This window comes from Gammaproteobacteria bacterium (genome assembly GCA_014075255.1).
Classification (GTDB): Bacteria; Pseudomonadota; Gammaproteobacteria; order UBA4575; family UBA4575; genus JABDMD01.
In genome coordinates this window covers 714841-731617 of the sequence record CP046178.1, presented here as the reverse complement: position 1 = coordinate 731617, position 16777 = coordinate 714841, and the positions used below count along the sequence as shown (strand labels likewise).

Below are 16777 nucleotides of genomic sequence, written 5' to 3'. Positions count from 1 at the left end.
AGCATAAACTAACTAGAAACGGGATGATTTATAATCATCCCGTTTTTTTATGCTCGGTGTTTATTAGACGATAAGATTCGTGACATACTGAGGTTGAATTAGCACAATACTAAGTCCTGTAAATCATATTTTCTCTGCATAAATTGAGCGCTCCCCAAGTTTCGCAAACAACTGATGCTTCTGGATCAATAGCTACGTGTCTTCTAGAAAGCATGTCTTGCCCAGCATGCAATCACCAACAAGCCACTATCTCGCTAGTGGGCCAAGTTATTCAATGTGATCAATGTAGTACCGAATTTCCTCTATTCAAGTGCGGCGAAGTGACAATCCCATGGTTGTTTGAACAACCAAGTATAAATCTTCTGGAGTGGAAAGCGCGCTTAAACGGTTTTTTGCATCTTAATCAACAAGCGCAACAGCGTTTAAAAGAGGCTCAAAAAGATAAACGCTTAAGTAAGTCGGGCCAAAAACGAATTAATAAATTACTCAACGCTAAAAAACAACAGATATCACAGATATTAGATTTACTGTCTCCGCTTAAATTCGAACATCTAAATACTGAGTTAATAAATGATCCATTGAGTGCATTGAAATCAAAAACACCTAAAGTTCAAGGGTTAACTAGTTATTACGATAATATCTTTCGTGATTGGGCGTGGGATAATGGTGAAAACGAACAAATGATTGATGCGGTAAATAATGTTCTATCCGAACACCAGCAGTTAGGTAAAGTACTTACAATAGGTTCAGGGGCAGGGCGGCTTTCTTACGATTTGCATCAAAAGTACATACCAACATGTTCAGTTTTATTAGATATCAATCCATTATTAATGTTTGCAGCTTGCCAGGCAATTCAAGGCCAGCCATTTAGCTTAAATGAATTTCCAATTGCGCCACTCAATAAAGATTCATTTGTTAAAGAACAAAATTGTCGAGCGCCGGAAGATATTAATAAGAATATTTTCTTTATGTTTGGCGATGGTATGAATCCGCCGGTAAAAGAAAGAAGTTTTGACACCTTAGTGACCCCATGGTTACTAGATATCATCCCGCAAAATTTGAGAGATTATATTCCCCGTATAAACTCATGCCTAAAAGAAGGGGGTTCATGGATCAATACTGGGTCATTAGCTTTCTTCCATAAGCAGCAATCCTGGTGTTACAGTGAAGAAGAAGTAATAGAGTTGATTGAGAAAAATGGATTTGAAATTGTTTCAACTAAGAGAAACACAATTCGGTATATGCATTCACCCTTAAGTGCTCATGGGCGTACAGAGGCTGTATTTACTTTTCATGCAAAAAAAATTAAAGATGCTGTAGTCCCCACAAAATACGAATATCTTCCTGAATGGGTTCGCAGCACATCAAAATCCATACCAAAGCAATATGAAAATGAAATTAGTTCATCAGAACATTTGCTTCAAGCACAAGTATTAGGCGCCATCGATGGGGATGAAGCATTGAGGAAATTGGCAAATTAGTTGCCAAGCAATATAATCTAAAAGTTGATGAGGCTACCCATGCAGTAAGGCGAATTTTAATCGACTACTATGAAGATAATTAAACACTTAGTTATAATTTTGTTTACCACCAGGAATAATTAATCATGAAAATATTTTTTGCTGCCACATTACTTTTTGCTAGCTTTCCCGCTTTGGCAGATAGCTATGATAATGATCTAAAAACGTTATTTGAGCTAACAGGCGTGAAAAATAATTATTCTAGTCTGAATAATGTGATCATAAATCAAATGCAAGGCGGTTTTTTCCAAGCTGCAGATCGAGATATTAGCTCTGAATCCTTGACAGTAGAGCAGAAGAAACAGGTAGGGGAAATTCTAAAAAATAGATTTAGTGAAATGGTAAAAGGTTACCAAGACTTTGTTGCTGAAAAAATGCCTTATGCTGCTGTAGAAAAAGATATCTATATGCCTATATATAAAGAAACATATACACATGATGAAGTTATAGAACTCGTGAAATTTTACAGCTCACCTCTTGGCAAAAAAACCATTGAGTTTTCACAAAAAGTACCAGAGCAAGCTGCAAAAAAATCTTCAGAAAAATACGATTCAATTATTAGCGAGTTTATTCAAGGGCAAATTAGTATAAATATCAGCTTAGTAAAAGATGAAATGGCTGAAAAAAATATTAAGTAAATACTTGTAATTAAATATTGATTCTTAGCATAATCAACAAGCTGGTTATTTAACATCTTGATCTCAATTCAGAAGTATTAACGATGCTTGTTTCGGGTGAAAATCTGATTGTTTCTGGCATTAATATTCAGGTCGTAAGAAAAAATATAAAAAATATCAATTTTTCGGTTCGTGCGGCCAATGGTCAGGTCCGTATTTCGGCACCAAAATATATTACAGATGAAGCTTTAGAGGCAGCTGTGCTATCTAGAATGGGCTGGATACACAAAAGAATACAAACTATTAAAAGCCTGCCAATACTGCAAGTTAAAAAATACGTTACCAGTGAGACTCATGATTTCATGGGAAAGCAATATACATTAGAAGTCGTCGAACAATCTGGTAAACCACAAATGCAGCTGCAATCATCTGGCACATTGAAAATGTGTATTCGCCCAAATACAAAATTAGTTAATAGAGAAAGAGTATTGAACGAATGGTATCGAGCTGAATTAAAAATGCGTATTCCAGTTTTAATTGAAAAATGGCAACCTATAATTGGTAAAAAGGTATCTGAGTGGAGTGTAAAAAAAATGAAAACCCGATGGGGTACATGTAATATTAATAAGAAGAGAATTTGGTTGAATCTTGAGTTAGCGAAACAACCAGAAGCATGTTTAGAGTATGTTGTAGTACATGAAATGACACACTTAATAGAACGTAATCATAACAAGCATTTTCGAAGGCTATTAGATAGTTTTATACCGAGTTGGGAAAATATAGAGAGAGATTTGAAAATGATTGAATTAGCGTAAGACTTAAGAAAGCTTATTTTGTCCCAGCTCTAACATTACAAATAGCTAGGAACAAAAAATAATTTAGAATTCTATGAGCAAATTCAAATTTTCTCAAATTTAAAATCAACAGTAGAAATTGTATCTATACCGCGACATAACTCCAGCGCTCGAGCTATTACTTTTTCTCGTATTCCTTTCTCAACCTGATTAAGAAATTTATAGTCCATAGCGGCAAATTCGATACTGAATCGAGTATCGATATTCGTGGTTACGATGTTCATTTCATTCAATTGAAGACCACAATTGTTCCCAATTATTTCTAATCTCTCCTTGCTTTTTATTCTGGACGATATTTTGTTGGGCGGTTTCATCGGTGGCAGATAGAATTCATGTAGTGCTTGATCCACAAATTGAGTCCAATCAGTATTTTTCTGCAAATTTATGGTTTCATCGAAGGAATGTCCCCACAGATTAACAGCAAATATAGAGTCTTTCTTAAGTGCTGAAGCTATTGAAGGCAGCGTTGTTTCTTCGTTTATTAAATGAAATGAAGCACTACATAATGCAGCATCAGCAGTAAGCTCAAGTTTATCTATGTTGTCGCTAGTGGTGTCCTTGATTTCAACTTGTTTGCCAAGACGATGTGAAGCTAGTTCGCGCATTCCTTGCGCCGGTTCTATTAGAGTTACACGCGACTTTGGGCTTCTTCTAAGCAAATGTTCCGAAACTAGACCACTCCCGCCAGCGATATCCAGTGCATGCCCATCAAATTCTTTAGGTATAAAAGCCAAAAGCCGTGCGACCATATGGGTAAAAATAGGCCATCGTTCGATGAGTTGAACGTAAGCGTGCGCGCGAATATGCCAACTGTGTATCACATCATTCTGTATAGATTCTGGCGAATTATTCATCCTAATAATTATCTAATTTATAAATGTATTAGAAGTAGAAGGCATTATCTTAAATTATGATGTGATAGTGTAAAAGGATGCGGCAATTTCAATATAGGTAACGTATCTCATTCAATTATATAGTCTATTTAGTATTTAAATCTCTAAGAATGTTAAATATCCTTCCACAAAAATGCCTAGGTTGTTTCTATGATAGTGTTGACAGAATTTTGGTAGACAGACTTGCGCAAATACTTCGTTTCTTGTTATGAGTAACGAAAGATGTGTGCGTTGGATTAATGGTATTAAATTAAGTAGTGATGGTTTGATGTAATCCTTACAGCAAATGAATATCACACTTTTTACGCGGGAGTTACTTGCATGAAATCTACATTACCTATTTGTATAGCATTGTTTGCTTTAGTATTTGTAATTCAGGGTTGTAAAACAAAAGAAGAAAAAGCTGCAAACAAAGCACTATTGTCTGCAGAGCAGGGTGCGGCTTTAGCGCAATTCAAACTAGGTAAGATGTATGCAAGTGGTGAAGGAGTGCCAGAGGATAAGTTATATGCCTATATGTGGGTTAATGCTGCCGACATTCAAGGGTTAGGCGATTCTGCAAGCGAATATAAAAGCGAACTTGTAAAGCAAATGACTCCCACTCAAATCGAAGCAGCGGAAAAATTATACGCCGAGTGTAAGGAGAAGAGCTATAAGAGCTGTTAATTGCTTATTCTATCCCAGCAAAACTCAATTGAACTAATTAGAGAAGAGCAGGGTAACTCGTTTACCGCAGTTGACTGTCTTTGCTGCCACGTCGATTGACACCAGTGAATGTAGTCTGCTCTTTGTCGTGCTCAGACTGACAGTCTACACATAATCGAACGCCAGGAATGGCTTTACGGCGTGCGTCTGGAATTACGTTCTCGCATTCCTCACAATTATGTAAGCTCTCGCCATCAGGTAATCGACTACGTGCCAGCTTTATCGCATCCTCTACACTGGCATCTATCTGATCTTGAACCGCTCCATCACGAGACCACCCGCTAGCCATATCTTGCTTCCAATGAATAAACAATGTCTATTGAGAGCTTATTCTACCAATGAAATTCTCAGCTTTATACAAACTAAGGTCGTCCATACAAATTTACTAAATTAATTAAAGCTGCGACTATCCTTTATTTCATAAATGATTGAATTATATAAATAACTAGATTTACTTGAATCCCCATATATCCCATTAACTTTCGGCTGTAGGCGGTTCTTTCAAACCTAATGGGAGTGCAAAAATGCTAACGACCAAAAGCGGATATGTTAATTAATTTGTTAATTCTGCTTCATGTGCCCAGTTTGGGTCTTCCGTTTTTAAATCACCGATTGGAGCAGAAAATGCATCTGCAACAATCGTTTGTATGTTGTTACCTGTGAGCGCATGTAAGAAAGCTACTAAATTATCTATTTCTTTCTCGGTGAGGTTTAAAGGTTTGATCAATGGACTTAATAACTCGTTAGACACACCTCCATGGTTATAAAACTCGACTACTTCTCTAATAGACTTGAAAGCTCCGTCATGCATATATGGAGCGGTTAATTCTATATTTCGCAAACTTGCAGTTCTAAATTTCCAGCGATCATTAGGATTTTGTGTTACTTCATATAGGCCAACATCATTTGCTTTAGTTCTTTGTGATACGGATTTTATAATTTCATAATCAACATCTACAAATACACCAGGTGCTAATTGAACATTCACTTTTTCTGGTTTAGGAGCCATTGATACAGCGTATCCATGTCCTGTGTTATGAAATTGATTATCAGTAAACAATGCATACTGATCATTAATGATATGGCAGGAAGAGCAACTACCTTTACCTGTAAATAGCTCGAAGCCGGCTTTTTCATCTGCGCTTAAGGCAGCATCTTTTTTACCAAAATACCATTGATCAAATTTAGACTCTCCAGAATTCAATGTGCGTTGATAACTTGCTAAGGCCATGCCTACAGTTTCCATCGTAGGGCCTTTGCCAGCGAATGCATTCTCAAATAAGCCTTCATAATCTTTAATCGCTTTGAGTTTTTTAAGGACATAGCCAATTGAAGGATTTGCCATTTCATTTTGAGCTAATAAAGGTGACCAAGCTTGTTGTTCTAGCGTTGTTTCTCTGCCATCGTGAAAAAAAACAGAGTAGTAAGCAACGTTATACATGGTTGGGCTATTACGTTTGATGCTTCGACCTTCAACGCCAATTGCGGTAGATAACTCATTGCTTGTGAATCCTTGTTCAGGAACGTGGCAAATAGCGCAAGAAAAAGTATCATTCAGCGATAATCGTCTGTCGAAAAAAAGACGTCGCCCTAAATTTATTTTATTTGCGTCAATAGGGTTATCAAGAGGTATCTTTAAATTTGGCAACCCAAGTGGCGCTTCTTGCGCAAACTGCAATAGATTGGCTTCCTTACCAGTTCTCTTTTCGAGACTTAGGGAATTAGTTACATAGGAGTCTTTGTCGTAACCTTGCTTACGATCACCAGACCCTTTATATCTTTCAGTATTTGTTTCTTGATTATTAGAACTTGCGAACACTAATGAAGAACCAAGTAATATAATTACTATTATAAAATATAAATGTGATTTAATTTTTATCATTGCTTGTTAATTTACTTTTAAGTTAAATTTAAATATGAAAGTATTGATTATTTAAATATCCATATACATGGTTAAGTTAATAGCCAATGAATATTTTGAATTGATTTAAAGCAAGAGCACTTTTACTATAGAATTACAACCATGGTTCACATTTCTTAATAAGCTCAGCGAGGTTGTGTGCATTTAGTCGCTTGCGTGCATGGCGTAACTGATTTTCTACTGTTCTAACAGATTTATTTAATTCAATAGCGATCAGTTTGCTGCTCATACCTTTAGCGGCTAATTGAATTGCAACTAATTCCGAATCAGATGGTTTTTTAAACATATGATGCATTTTTGGGTTGTGCCAGTAGTTACTTATACCTGCTAAAGGGGCTAAAAACTTTGTGCAAAACCTTTCCATAAAATCTATTTCTGTTTGGTTCCATATATGGTTACTGGTGGTGTGATCCACACAAGCTATTCCTATTAACTTATCGTTCCAGACTAACCGTTGCATTAACATTGACTTACATTTCAATTCTAGAAGTTTATTTTTGATAAGTGCTAACTGTGGATTATTTTCAACATCCTCATATTTAACAGGCGATGAGCTATTCCAAACTCTCTGCATTGTTTCATGCTGATTTGGTAATACGCATCCAACGATTGATGGAGGAATAGTATCTTCGCTGCAGAACTCAGAAATAGGTGTGTATATCTCAGTTTCAGGAGTAGCAAACCCTGCATCTGCACGACAAACTTTGAGTCTATTTACCATATGCGCAAGTCCCACATGAACAGTGTCTCTGGGGCTCTCTATAACTAGAATCATGTGCGCTGCACAATCAATCGATTCTCTCGTCGTATTGTTTAAATTTTTATCAACAAAATACTTTTTGAGATCTTTCGTTGTTGGAGGCTCATTCTCAAATGTGCTTGATTGAATTTCAGTCACAAGCAAATTGGCATCCTAAATAATAATAAAGAATATAAATATACTTGATCTGATTCGCATTGATATGAGTATTTATTGTCATATGCGAATAAATTATTTTGTAATTTTAGGAGTATTTTGTCATATCCATTCCAAATATAACTCGCAATACTAAACTCATAAGAATTATAAATATTTATATACAAAAAAAGTAATTTCAGCACTCAATTAGATTTAGTCAAATAAATACACATTGTATTTCCAATAAGAAAGATAAGGAAAAATTATGGGAATGAAATATTTTGAAAAAACTCAATCGATGGATATTGAGTCTTTAAACATGGATGGAATTAATGTGTTTCTTCAAGACGTCGTGTCGTCCAATAATAAAAGTGCACCCATTACATGTGGAATGTTTCGCATGGATTTGGGTAATCCGCTTGATTACACGTACAGCTATGACGAATGCAAAATTATGCTGGAAGGGGAAATGACGATTACCGAAAGCGGTGTGACGTGCACGTTAAAACCAGGTGATGTTGTTTATTTTGATAAAGGCACATCGGTGACTTTCGAATCGAAATCATCTGGATTGGCTTTTTATGTTGGGCAACGTAAAGAAGGTGTTCTTTAATCAAAGAATTAAATCAAATAATTTTGAGATGTCCGTAAATGATTTAAGAAACATAAAAATTTTAAATTTAGATAACAATAATTGAAAACAAAATCGAAGGAGAAGTGTTTATGAAAGTATTATTAAACTCAGTTATGTATGCTGTACTATTCGCAGCAGTCATAATGGTTACCTCGTCACTGAATGCAAAAGATTGGTGGCCAGCAGATGTAAACCCCTATAACCCATCTTGTTCGGGTGGAACGGATGAATGTTGGGCATTGCCAGAAAACAATGCTGCAAAACTACCCGGTGCTAAATATGTCCCCCTTAGCCCTGATCAAATTAAAAAGAAACACAACATATGTGTGTCTTTTCCCCATTTGAAAGATTCTTACTGGGTAGGTGTGGCTTATGGAATTATTTCTGAAGGCAAAAGACTGGGTCAAAAAGTCACGTTATTAGAAGCGGGCGGTTACACAAATCTTGAACGACAACTTCGCCAAGTAGAAGATTGTATATCGGCGGGGGCTGATGCGTTAATTCTATCGGCTATTTCAGGTAAAGGTAATATCAATCAAGTCGATGAAATTCGAGGCAAAGGAATTCCGGTTGTAGATCTTGTAAATGGTATTGGCACACAAGTCGATGCAAAAATTTTAGAAAGCTGGTATTTACTTGGATATCTTGCATGCGATTGGATTGCTCAGAAACATCCTGAAGGAAGCGGTAAAACTTCAGCGGCATGGTTCCCAGGTCCTCCGGGTGCAGCATGGTCAGTAGCCGGTGATAAGGGTTGTCATGATGCGGTTAAAGGTAGTGATGTTGAAATCATTGCCACGAAATGGGGCGATACAGGGAAAAGTATCCAGTTAAAACTTGTAGAAGATGTTGTTGCTTCTCGAACAAAAGGTGGCACTACAGATCTAAACTATATTGTAGGTGCAACACCCACAATTGAAGCTGCAGTAGGCGTAGTACGTGATCGCGGAATTCAAGACACCACCAGATTGGTAGCTTATTACTACAATACCGGATCACACATTCTCTTAAAGCAAGGTCGTATGGATATGGCGCCAACCGATCACATGGTGCTACAAGGTCAAATTGCTATCGATCAAGCCGTACGTATTCTTGAAGGTCTTCCAATGTCAACGGGTGGTTCACCAGAATACAAAAACCCAGACCGCATTACTGAGCATGTTCAACCCGTACCAACCGTTGTAACGAAAGAAAATTACAACGATTTCGATCCAGCATCTACCTTAGCGCCAGATGGATGGAAGCCTGTGTTCCGTGTGGACTGACCTCTATGTAACACATAAGTTAATTAAGTAGGCGAATATTAAAAATGTCTGCTCAATTTAAAATTCGTGTTGAAGAAACTGCAGTAAGGGAGTCGATTAATGGTTTGAAGTCGACTCCTTTTGACAAGGATAAAGTAATGAAAGCAGTTGAAAATTCAGTACTGCTACGTGTAGAGAATATCTCTAAACAATTTCCAGGCACATTAGCGCTAGATAATGTAAGCCTTGATGTAAGAAGTGGTGAAGTGCACGTGTTATTTGGTGAGAATGGCGCAGGCAAGTCAACACTTGTTCAAGCCATTGCGGGTGTGCATCTTCCAACAAAAGGCAAGATCTTACTAAATGGGCAGGAGGTAGAACTGCAATCTGTGCATCAAGCGCGAAATCTCGGTATCAGTGCGGTTTTTCAAGAATTTTCTATTATTCCGCAATTAACGGTAGGAGAAAATTTATTTCTGGGTTCAGAGATGACCAGAGGACCATTCCTAAATAAAAACCAATTACGCGAAAAAGCTAATGAAACACTAGGCCGATTAGGATTTCCTCTCGATCCTGATAGTTTAGTGATGTATTTATCTCGTGCAGAACAGCAGATGGTAGAAATAGCAAAAGCATTTCGCACCAAACCTTCAATTGTAATTCTAGATGAGCCTACAGCTTCACTCACTGAGCGTGAAACAGATCAGCTTTTTTCAAAAATTGAAGAACTTAAGCAAGAAGGAATTGGAATCATTTACATCACGCATAGAATTAATGAAATTCAGAGAATTGGTGATCGTATTACGGTTCTTCGCGACGGTAAATTTGTATCAACCATACCCGTTAAAGAAGCCAGTGAGCAAAAATTAGTTGAATTGATGACCGGCCGGATAATTGATCAAGTCTTTCCAGACATTCAAGCAAAACCGGATAAAGCATTATTAACAATTGAAAATTTAACACTTCAAAATAATGTTTTACAAGATGTATCTATGCAAATTAAAAGCGGGGAAGTGGTTGGAATTGCGGGACTTGTGGGGTCAGGAAAATCACAAGTAGGGCGTGCTGTATTTGGGATAGAAAATATTACAAGTGGAAAAATAAAATTTTGTGGCGACACAGTTTACTGCAGTAAGCGTCATATAAACACCTTAAAGCCTCGCGTGATGCTAGACCGCGGCATGTATTACGTGCCATCGGATAGACGAGAAGAAGGGTTAGTGATGGTTCAAAATGTTAGAGAAAATGTATCTTTAGCTTCTCTTGGGTTAAAAGCCTTTTCCTATAATTGGTTTCTACGAAGATCAGAAGAAAAGAAAAAAATCGAAGATGTATCTAAAAAATTAGATATAAATCCACCCAATATTGAACGCGATGTCGAACATTTTTCAGGTGGCAATCAACAAAAAGCATTAATAGGTAAGGCGTTAGTTCGAGACGTCAAACTTTTTATATTCGATGAGCCCACGGTGGGTGTAGATGTGGGTGCACGAATGTTAATTTACAAATTTATTGCAGAGCTATGTGAAAAAGGTGCGGGTGTATTACTCATATCGTCTGATTTACCAGAAATTTTAAATCTAGCGCATCGTGCATACGTAATGCATCGTGGTGCGCTGCAGACGGAATTACCAAAAGAACAATTATCAGAACAAAATGTACTCAAGTATTTCTTTGAAAAGGAAGGGTGTTCACAATGAGTTCGAATCAGGCTGAAAGTATCCATGAAGGGTTTATAGAAACAGGCGTAGTTGAGAAAGCCATCAATTTACTAAAAATAGTCTTTGTTAAAGCGGGAGTGCTACCTTGGTTTTTAGTCATTGCCGTTATTTTTCTAACCAGTACTACAGATACTTTTCTTACAGAATCTAATCTTTCTACCGTAGCACGCCAATCAACTTATTTGGTACTGGCCGCAATGGCTCAGATGATTGTCTTATTAACGCGTGGCCTGGACTTATCCATAGGCACGATGTTTGCCATGAGCTCGGTGACCACCTCTATGACGATGGTGGCACTTGCATCAAGTGGCATGTCTCCAGCGCTAGTGATTGCCATGGGTTGCTTAGCAGGAATGGCAACAACGATGGCCATTGGTGCGTTTAATGGCATTGGTATTGCAGTATTTGATGTGCCACCGTTTGTAATGACGTTAGCTGTATCTTCAATTGTAGCAGGGCTTGCTTTTTACGTGACGGGAGGAACACCGGTTTATGGAATGCCAGGAGGTTTTTCAGATTTCTTTGGATATGGAAAAGTATTTGGCATTTCTGTTCCGGTATGTATAACCGTTCTTATTATTATCGGCATGTACTTTTTAATTAACTGGACCCGTCTAGGACGTTACTTTTATGCAATTGGTGGAAATCCTAAAGCCGCTGAATTGTCAGGCATAAATACAAAACGAGTCATATTTTTTACCTATGTGATAGCAGGCTTAATAACAGGCATTGCAACATTATTACTCACAGCAAGATTAGAGAGCGGGGAATCTAATATAGGGGTCGAATATCCTCTTATGTCCATTGCGGCGTGTGCAATTGGTGGCGTAAGTATTTTTGGCGGTATAGGAAAATTAAGTGGCGTAGTTTTGGGGGCAATATTTATCATTCTTGTGCAAAACGGTATGAATCTTTTGCAGCTTAATTCTTATTTACAAATGGTGGTAATCGGCATTTTGCTGATACTGGCAGTGGTGGCTGATAATTATCGATTAAAACTCCTCCTTACGATGAATAAATAGTCACCTCCTATCTGGACGAACAGGAATTCTTCAGTGTTTAGCAAGGACGCTTATTTTTTTATAAAGATAATCACACACATTTCATAGAATATAATTTAAGCACCCATGATTATATTAGCCATAATCATTTATTATGAGCGCTGGTTAAAATTAATTTGGAAATTTTCAATAAAAAAGGAATCTAAAAATGGCAATGAAATATTTTAATAAAGCACAGTCTAAAGAAATTTCATCATTAAATATTGATGGTATAAATGCATTTTTGCAGGATACGGTAGCTTCTGAAAATGAAGCAGCACCTATTAGTGGCGGCTTTTTCCGAATGGAAGCCGGCAATCCATTGGAATACACCTACAGTTATGATGAATGTAAGATCATGCTAGAAGGAGAGATGTCTTTAACTGAGAAGGGTGGCGAAACCGTTCAAATGAAACCAGGCGACGTGGTTTATTTTGATGCAGGTACCACCATTACGTTTTCTTCAGAGTCTTCAGGTACTGCTTTTTATGTAGGGCAACGTAAGTTTGGAGTTCTATAGCGAATCACTAAGTTTTACATATAAAAACTAAGAGGCTATTTTTGCAGATAACCTCTTAGTTACATGCCTAATAAACGAATATAATTTTGATGGGTTAACGTTCGTATTCGTCGTGTCGACGCACCCACTCCATCGTAAAAGACAGGTCGTCTTCGTCGCGTCCTTTTGGTGCCAAGTCTAAGTAATGATAGGCCGTAATAAACATATCTAGGCCACGTGCGTAAGTAGAATACGTGTGATAAATGCTTCCGTCATCTTCTTTAATGAAGACACTTACCCCTGGCGCTTCTGTGCTGGGAAATGCATCCTTCTGATAATTATAATAAATTTTATTATTATCGATTTCATCTTGTGTAAATGAAAACATGATAGTCACGATTGAAGTCGTTTTTAAATGAAGACACCCAATTAAGGCCCCAATTCATACGCTTTTTGTATTCTGCTAATTTTGTATAAGGCGCTTTGGAAATCACTGCCATGGAAACATCTCGATGGTTAAGATGAATAATGGCGGGATTAAAATGATCAGTGAGTAGCGAGCAACTGGGGCAACCCGCTTCCCAGTCAGCGCCATACATAAAATGATAAATAATTAGCTGGGTGCGACCATCAAATAAATCAGACAAAGAAATGGGTCCATTGAGGCCTTCAAAAATATATTCCTTATCTACTTTCTCCCAAGGTAATTCTCGACGCTGCTGACTGAGTTCATCACGTAATTTAGTAAATTCCTTTTCTTTAGTTAAGAATGCTTTTCGTGCCTCAATCCACTCATTATGCGAGACGATATTATTTTTCATAACTCATTCTCCATATCACTTGAACAGGTTCGAATATTTTAAATAAACCCTACGCGTTATCTATTGTTCCACTTAGACTCTGATTTTTGAATAATGCCATCTCCGATATCAGCTATATAATCATTTTTAGGGTCACCATTGAAAAATAAATACAATTTTCCGTCTTCTATATGCCAACTTCTAGGGTCAACGTCCGCGGTTAATCCAATGCTGATGGCCGTTGCACAATATCCACCATACTGAGGAGCATATTTTTCTGGAGTTTCTTTAAACAGTGCTAAATGTTCTGTTGATGCAAATTGCCACTCAACGTTTTTCCAGTTATAGGAAATCGTCTCATCACCTACAGTGGCTCGGTTTAAAGTAAAATAGGCAACCGGGTCATAACCACTCATTGCTATTCCATTTGTATTATTAATGTCTCCCCATGGGATCCATGAGACAGAACTTATCTTATTCATGTTAGCAAAGGCTAATAACCCAATGATCAACACTAAGATAATGGCAATAATAATTTTCTTTTTCATAATAATTCCCAAATGGATGAGTGGAAATAGAATGCATTAATCCATTTTCAATCGGTGGTGCAGCACTTCCAATTGCACATAACATTCTACTACTTACCGCTAACTTAAGAGGGTGGCCTCATAGTTTACTGCGATAAATCGTCACAGATGAACCCTTCATTCAATGCTCGAATGTGCCTTCTAAAAATCTGCTAAGTCATTGTTTAACAGTCATTCTCTACAGGCTTCCTTAAAAAAGCCCATAAATATAATTATAGAAGAATAGTTACAGTATTAAATAATTAAATTCCGTAACCACTTGACTCTGGAGTAGGGTCAGAGTTTAAAGTTCCAGCACCAATTGGAGGACACAAATATGGAATTCAAAATAGGCAAGTTATCGGCAGAAACTGGGGTGAATGTCGACACAATCAGATACTACGAACGGCAAGGGCTGCTGCAACCTACGCATCGGAAAAGAAGCGGCTATCGCATATATAACGATAATTCTATAAAAGAACTCACGTTCATCGAACGAGCCAAAGATCTTGGTTTCAGTTTAGGCGAAATTAAACAGCTACTCGATTTCGATTACCTCGGTAATTCATACCAGGATGTTATGTTTTTGATTCGTCGTAAAAGTAAAGAAATTGGCCAGCGGTTAGCAGATATTGCCGCTATAAAAAGAACACTAGACTTCATGCAGGCGCATACAAATCCGGTTCGTGAATATAACGGGTGTAGCTTCTTAGATAGCTTGTTCGACCCGTCCGATCTTAAAACATCATCATTAAATCTATGTACGCATACTTACTTGTTAGAACCAGCAGAATGGAAATTTACTGGTACCGTTCAAAAATACGGAGCGGATGCTATTGGCATAAGCGGCAAACAAACGGTAACTCACGAAGATAAGATCTGGAATATTCTACGAGAAATTAACTTTGATGAGCCCGGTGAAGCTACAGGAATATTTAATATACACATGCCAATTGTAACGAGTGAATCTGAAATAGTACGCTGTGTAGCAAACTGCTCTACCTTTGGTGATGTAACCGGAAAAATAGCATTTGCAGGGGATTGCATCTTTTTAAATTACGAAATGACAGATGTCGGCTACGGTTCTTGCGAACACGCCCGCATGCTTAGTTCAGATATGTATGAAGTAACCGGCATTATTTCAGGTGAGGACCACGCCATACTTAAATGGCAATACGAGATGACTAAATGAGATCGAGTAAAGTAATGCAAGCAAAATAATGGAAGTAGGAGTACTTTTAATTGTAGTTATATTAATTGCTCTAGCCATAGTATTTAGACTTAAGTCAGATGAAGGCACAAAGCCAGAATCAGAAAATTATGTTGATAAAGGAGTTTCCAATAAGAGAGGATCAAGTTTAGATAGAAAAAATGTTGTAATTAAAAAAGTTCATCATGTGATTGATGGAGATACGATTATAGTTGGAGATGCTTGGAGTAATTTTCGAGTGCGTTTAGATTCAATCGATTGCCCAGAAGATGGCCAACCTTGGGGAGATACGGCTAAATACGGCTTGATTCGATTTATTGGTGGCCAGAAAATTCGATTAGAACCGCATGGTTACGATAAATATGATCGTATGGTGGCAACTGTTTATGTCAAAAATAATGTAGATAATGAATGGATTAATGTGAATGCAAAAATGGTCGTCTGCGGACACGCTTGGGTGATGCGAAGATTTTATAAACATTTGCCAAAAGAAAGGCAGAAAGATTTAAACAGCAAAGAATATTGGGCGAAATCAAAAAAGGTAGGTTTATGGAAAACAGAAAATCCTATTCCACCATGGAAGTGGAGAAATGAAACAAATAAAAATTAAATTAATTACTATTAACCTAAAGCAGACATCAGTAACGGTAGTAATAAACTGGCTTCTATAGCCAAGTTAATATTATAAGTTATATAATCACAACCAATTAGAAACAGGTTGGTTGTGAATTGTTCTTAGGTTCCCAGAATATCTTTATTAATTTTATGAGAGGTGCGTTATGCGTTTAGCATATATAGGTTTTTTAATCGTTATTCTGAGTAGTTGTAGTAGCACATGGAGTACATCCAAGGTTAAGAATGTTGAGAATACTGCTGATTCCGAAATTGCTACTGAATCAGCAAAAGCGGTTAAGTCTCCCGATTCAATTCTTGTAACTAAAGAAGATATCTCAAATAAGAAATATAAAATACTAGGAGATATCTCGGTGACTGTTCGAAAGACTACTATATTTCACAAAGATCCTACTCCAGTATTGGTAGACGAAAAGTTAAAAGTAAAAGCTGCAGAGTTAGGAGCGGACGCAGTGATACTAGTACGATATGGAGAAGTAGGGATTTCGTTAATGAGTTGGGGGGGGGCGCTTGAAGGTAAAGGTAGAGCGGTTGAGTACATTGAATAAGTTCTTACTAATCATCGTATTTTTACTAGCTTTATACGGATGCGCCACAAGTGCACCAGATCTACCTCCAGATTATGGCTCTGTGCACTCAAAACATAGGCTAAGTGTAGATGATTTTGACCCTGAGACTGCAAACTTAACTTGTGAAGAAATAAAGCAAGAATTAGTGGAACTTAATAGCGAGCACGTTATACAAAGCCAAGAAATAGGTGATAAGCGAGATTCTAATCAAACTATTGGATTTTTTGGCAGTCTATTTTTCTTGCCTGCCTACCTCGCTACAGATAGTAGCGCCCAAGCAAATGAAAAAATTACAAATTTGCACTTTGCAAAAGACAAACTATATAAAGCACAGGTATTTAAACAGTGTCCACCTTAGTAATCGTGCTACAAGCTCATATTGCCAGAACCTGACATTAAGAAAATGGTAGTACGAAACTTAACTCTGTAACCAGGTTTTCTAATAATGTTATT

General features: G+C 37.3%; 18 protein-coding genes and 1 pseudogene. 13 read left to right on the top strand and 6 right to left on the bottom strand.

Annotation, left to right across the window (positions count from 1 at the left end):
• Nucleotides 1-143: 143 nt before the first annotated feature.
• The 3 genes from GKR92_03720 (at nt 144) to GKR92_03710 (ending at nt 2952) form a co-directional block, all read left to right on the top strand.
• A complete protein-coding gene (locus GKR92_03720) occupies nt 144-1481 on the top strand; it encodes a hypothetical protein (protein ID QMU60847.1) in 1338 nt (445 codons plus the stop codon).
• A 125-nt stretch (nt 1482-1606) separates the two neighbouring features.
• Nucleotides 1607-2158 (top strand): DUF2059 domain-containing protein, encoded by a 552-nt coding sequence (locus tag GKR92_03715; protein QMU60846.1) that lies wholly within the window; start codon nt 1607-1609, stop codon nt 2156-2158.
• Nucleotides 2159-2241: 83 nt separating this feature from the next.
• Nucleotides 2242-2952 (top strand): DUF45 domain-containing protein, encoded by a 711-nt coding sequence (locus tag GKR92_03710; GenBank protein QMU60845.1) that lies wholly within the window; start codon nt 2242-2244, stop codon nt 2950-2952.
• An 83-nt stretch (nt 2953-3035) separates the two neighbouring features.
• On the opposite strand, the gene GKR92_03705 is transcribed toward GKR92_03710, so the two are convergent.
• Entirely contained in the window at nt 3036-3845 is an 810-nt protein-coding gene (locus GKR92_03705) for a methyltransferase domain-containing protein (protein QMU60844.1), read from the bottom strand.
• A 360-nt stretch (nt 3846-4205) separates the two neighbouring features.
• On the opposite strand from GKR92_03705, the gene GKR92_03700 reads away from it, so the two are divergent.
• Nucleotides 4206-4550 (top strand): hypothetical protein, encoded by a 345-nt coding sequence (locus GKR92_03700; GenBank protein QMU60843.1) that lies wholly within the window; start codon nt 4206-4208, stop codon nt 4548-4550.
• A gap of 61 nt (nt 4551-4611) precedes the next feature.
• Here GKR92_03700 and GKR92_03695 read toward each other — a convergent pair whose 3' ends face one another.
• The 3 genes from GKR92_03695 to GKR92_03685 form a co-directional block, all read right to left on the bottom strand.
• Nucleotides 4612-4878 (bottom strand): DksA/TraR family C4-type zinc finger protein, encoded by a 267-nt coding sequence (locus GKR92_03695; protein QMU60842.1) that lies wholly within the window; start codon nt 4876-4878, stop codon nt 4612-4614.
• A gap of 264 nt (nt 4879-5142) precedes the next feature.
• Entirely contained in the window at nt 5143-6471 is a 1329-nt protein-coding gene (locus tag GKR92_03690; GenBank protein QMU60841.1) for a hypothetical protein, read from the bottom strand.
• A 133-nt stretch (nt 6472-6604) separates the two neighbouring features.
• Nucleotides 6605-7408 carry a hypothetical protein gene (locus GKR92_03685; GenBank protein ID QMU60840.1) on the bottom strand — a complete coding sequence of 268 codons (804 nt, stop codon included), beginning with the start codon at nt 7406-7408 and terminating at the stop codon, nt 6605-6607.
• A 265-nt stretch (nt 7409-7673) separates the two neighbouring features.
• Here GKR92_03685 and GKR92_03680 point away from each other — a divergent pair, with 265 nt between their 5' ends.
• From GKR92_03680 to GKR92_03660, 5 genes are all read left to right on the top strand, one after another.
• Nucleotides 7674-8021 (top strand): DUF861 domain-containing protein, encoded by a 348-nt coding sequence (locus GKR92_03680; GenBank protein ID QMU60839.1) that lies wholly within the window; start codon nt 7674-7676, stop codon nt 8019-8021.
• Between the two features lie 110 nt (nt 8022-8131).
• The gene (torT, locus tag GKR92_03675) at nt 8132-9307 is read left to right on the top strand and encodes a TMAO reductase system periplasmic protein TorT (protein ID QMU60838.1); all 1176 of its coding nucleotides are present in this window, start codon (nt 8132-8134) and stop codon (nt 9305-9307) included.
• A gap of 137 nt (nt 9308-9444) precedes the next feature.
• The gene (locus GKR92_03670) at nt 9445-10986 is read left to right on the top strand and encodes an ATP-binding cassette domain-containing protein (GenBank protein QMU62703.1); all 1542 of its coding nucleotides are present in this window, start codon (nt 9445-9447) and stop codon (nt 10984-10986) included.
• Nucleotides 10983-12029 carry a hypothetical protein gene (locus GKR92_03665; GenBank protein QMU60837.1) on the top strand — a complete coding sequence of 349 codons (1047 nt, stop codon included), beginning with the start codon at nt 10983-10985 and terminating at the stop codon, nt 12027-12029. The genes GKR92_03670 and GKR92_03665 overlap by 4 nt, the downstream gene beginning before the upstream one ends.
• A gap of 187 nt (nt 12030-12216) precedes the next feature.
• Nucleotides 12217-12567, top strand: a complete 351-nt coding sequence (locus GKR92_03660; GenBank protein QMU60836.1) for a DUF861 domain-containing protein — start codon at nt 12217-12219, stop codon at nt 12565-12567.
• A 94-nt stretch (nt 12568-12661) separates the two neighbouring features.
• On the opposite strand, the pseudogene GKR92_03655 reads toward GKR92_03660, so the two are convergent.
• Both GKR92_03655 and GKR92_03650 read right to left on the bottom strand, forming a co-directional pair.
• Nucleotides 12662-13367: pseudogene (locus GKR92_03655) on the bottom strand (DUF899 domain-containing protein).
• Between the two features lie 56 nt (nt 13368-13423).
• Complete coding sequence (locus tag GKR92_03650) at nt 13424-13894, bottom strand: YHS domain protein (GenBank protein ID QMU60835.1); 471 nt, start codon at nt 13892-13894, stop codon at nt 13424-13426.
• Between the two features lie 355 nt (nt 13895-14249).
• Between GKR92_03650 and GKR92_03645 the strand changes: the two genes are divergently transcribed.
• The 4 genes from GKR92_03645 (at nt 14250) to GKR92_03630 (ending at nt 16682) form a co-directional block, all read left to right on the top strand.
• The gene (locus tag GKR92_03645; protein ID QMU60834.1) at nt 14250-15104 is read left to right on the top strand and encodes a MerR family transcriptional regulator; all 855 of its coding nucleotides are present in this window, start codon (nt 14250-14252) and stop codon (nt 15102-15104) included.
• 28 nt (nt 15105-15132) lie between these two features.
• Complete coding sequence (locus GKR92_03640; protein QMU60833.1) at nt 15133-15732, top strand: hypothetical protein; 600 nt, start codon at nt 15133-15135, stop codon at nt 15730-15732.
• A 169-nt stretch (nt 15733-15901) separates the two neighbouring features.
• Complete coding sequence (locus tag GKR92_03635; GenBank protein ID QMU60832.1) at nt 15902-16303, top strand: hypothetical protein; 402 nt, start codon at nt 15902-15904, stop codon at nt 16301-16303.
• Nucleotides 16287-16682 carry a hypothetical protein gene (locus GKR92_03630; GenBank protein ID QMU60831.1) on the top strand — a complete coding sequence of 132 codons (396 nt, stop codon included), beginning with the start codon at nt 16287-16289 and terminating at the stop codon, nt 16680-16682. The genes GKR92_03635 and GKR92_03630 overlap by 17 nt, the downstream gene beginning before the upstream one ends.
• The last annotated feature ends 95 nt before the right edge of the window (nt 16683-16777 follow it).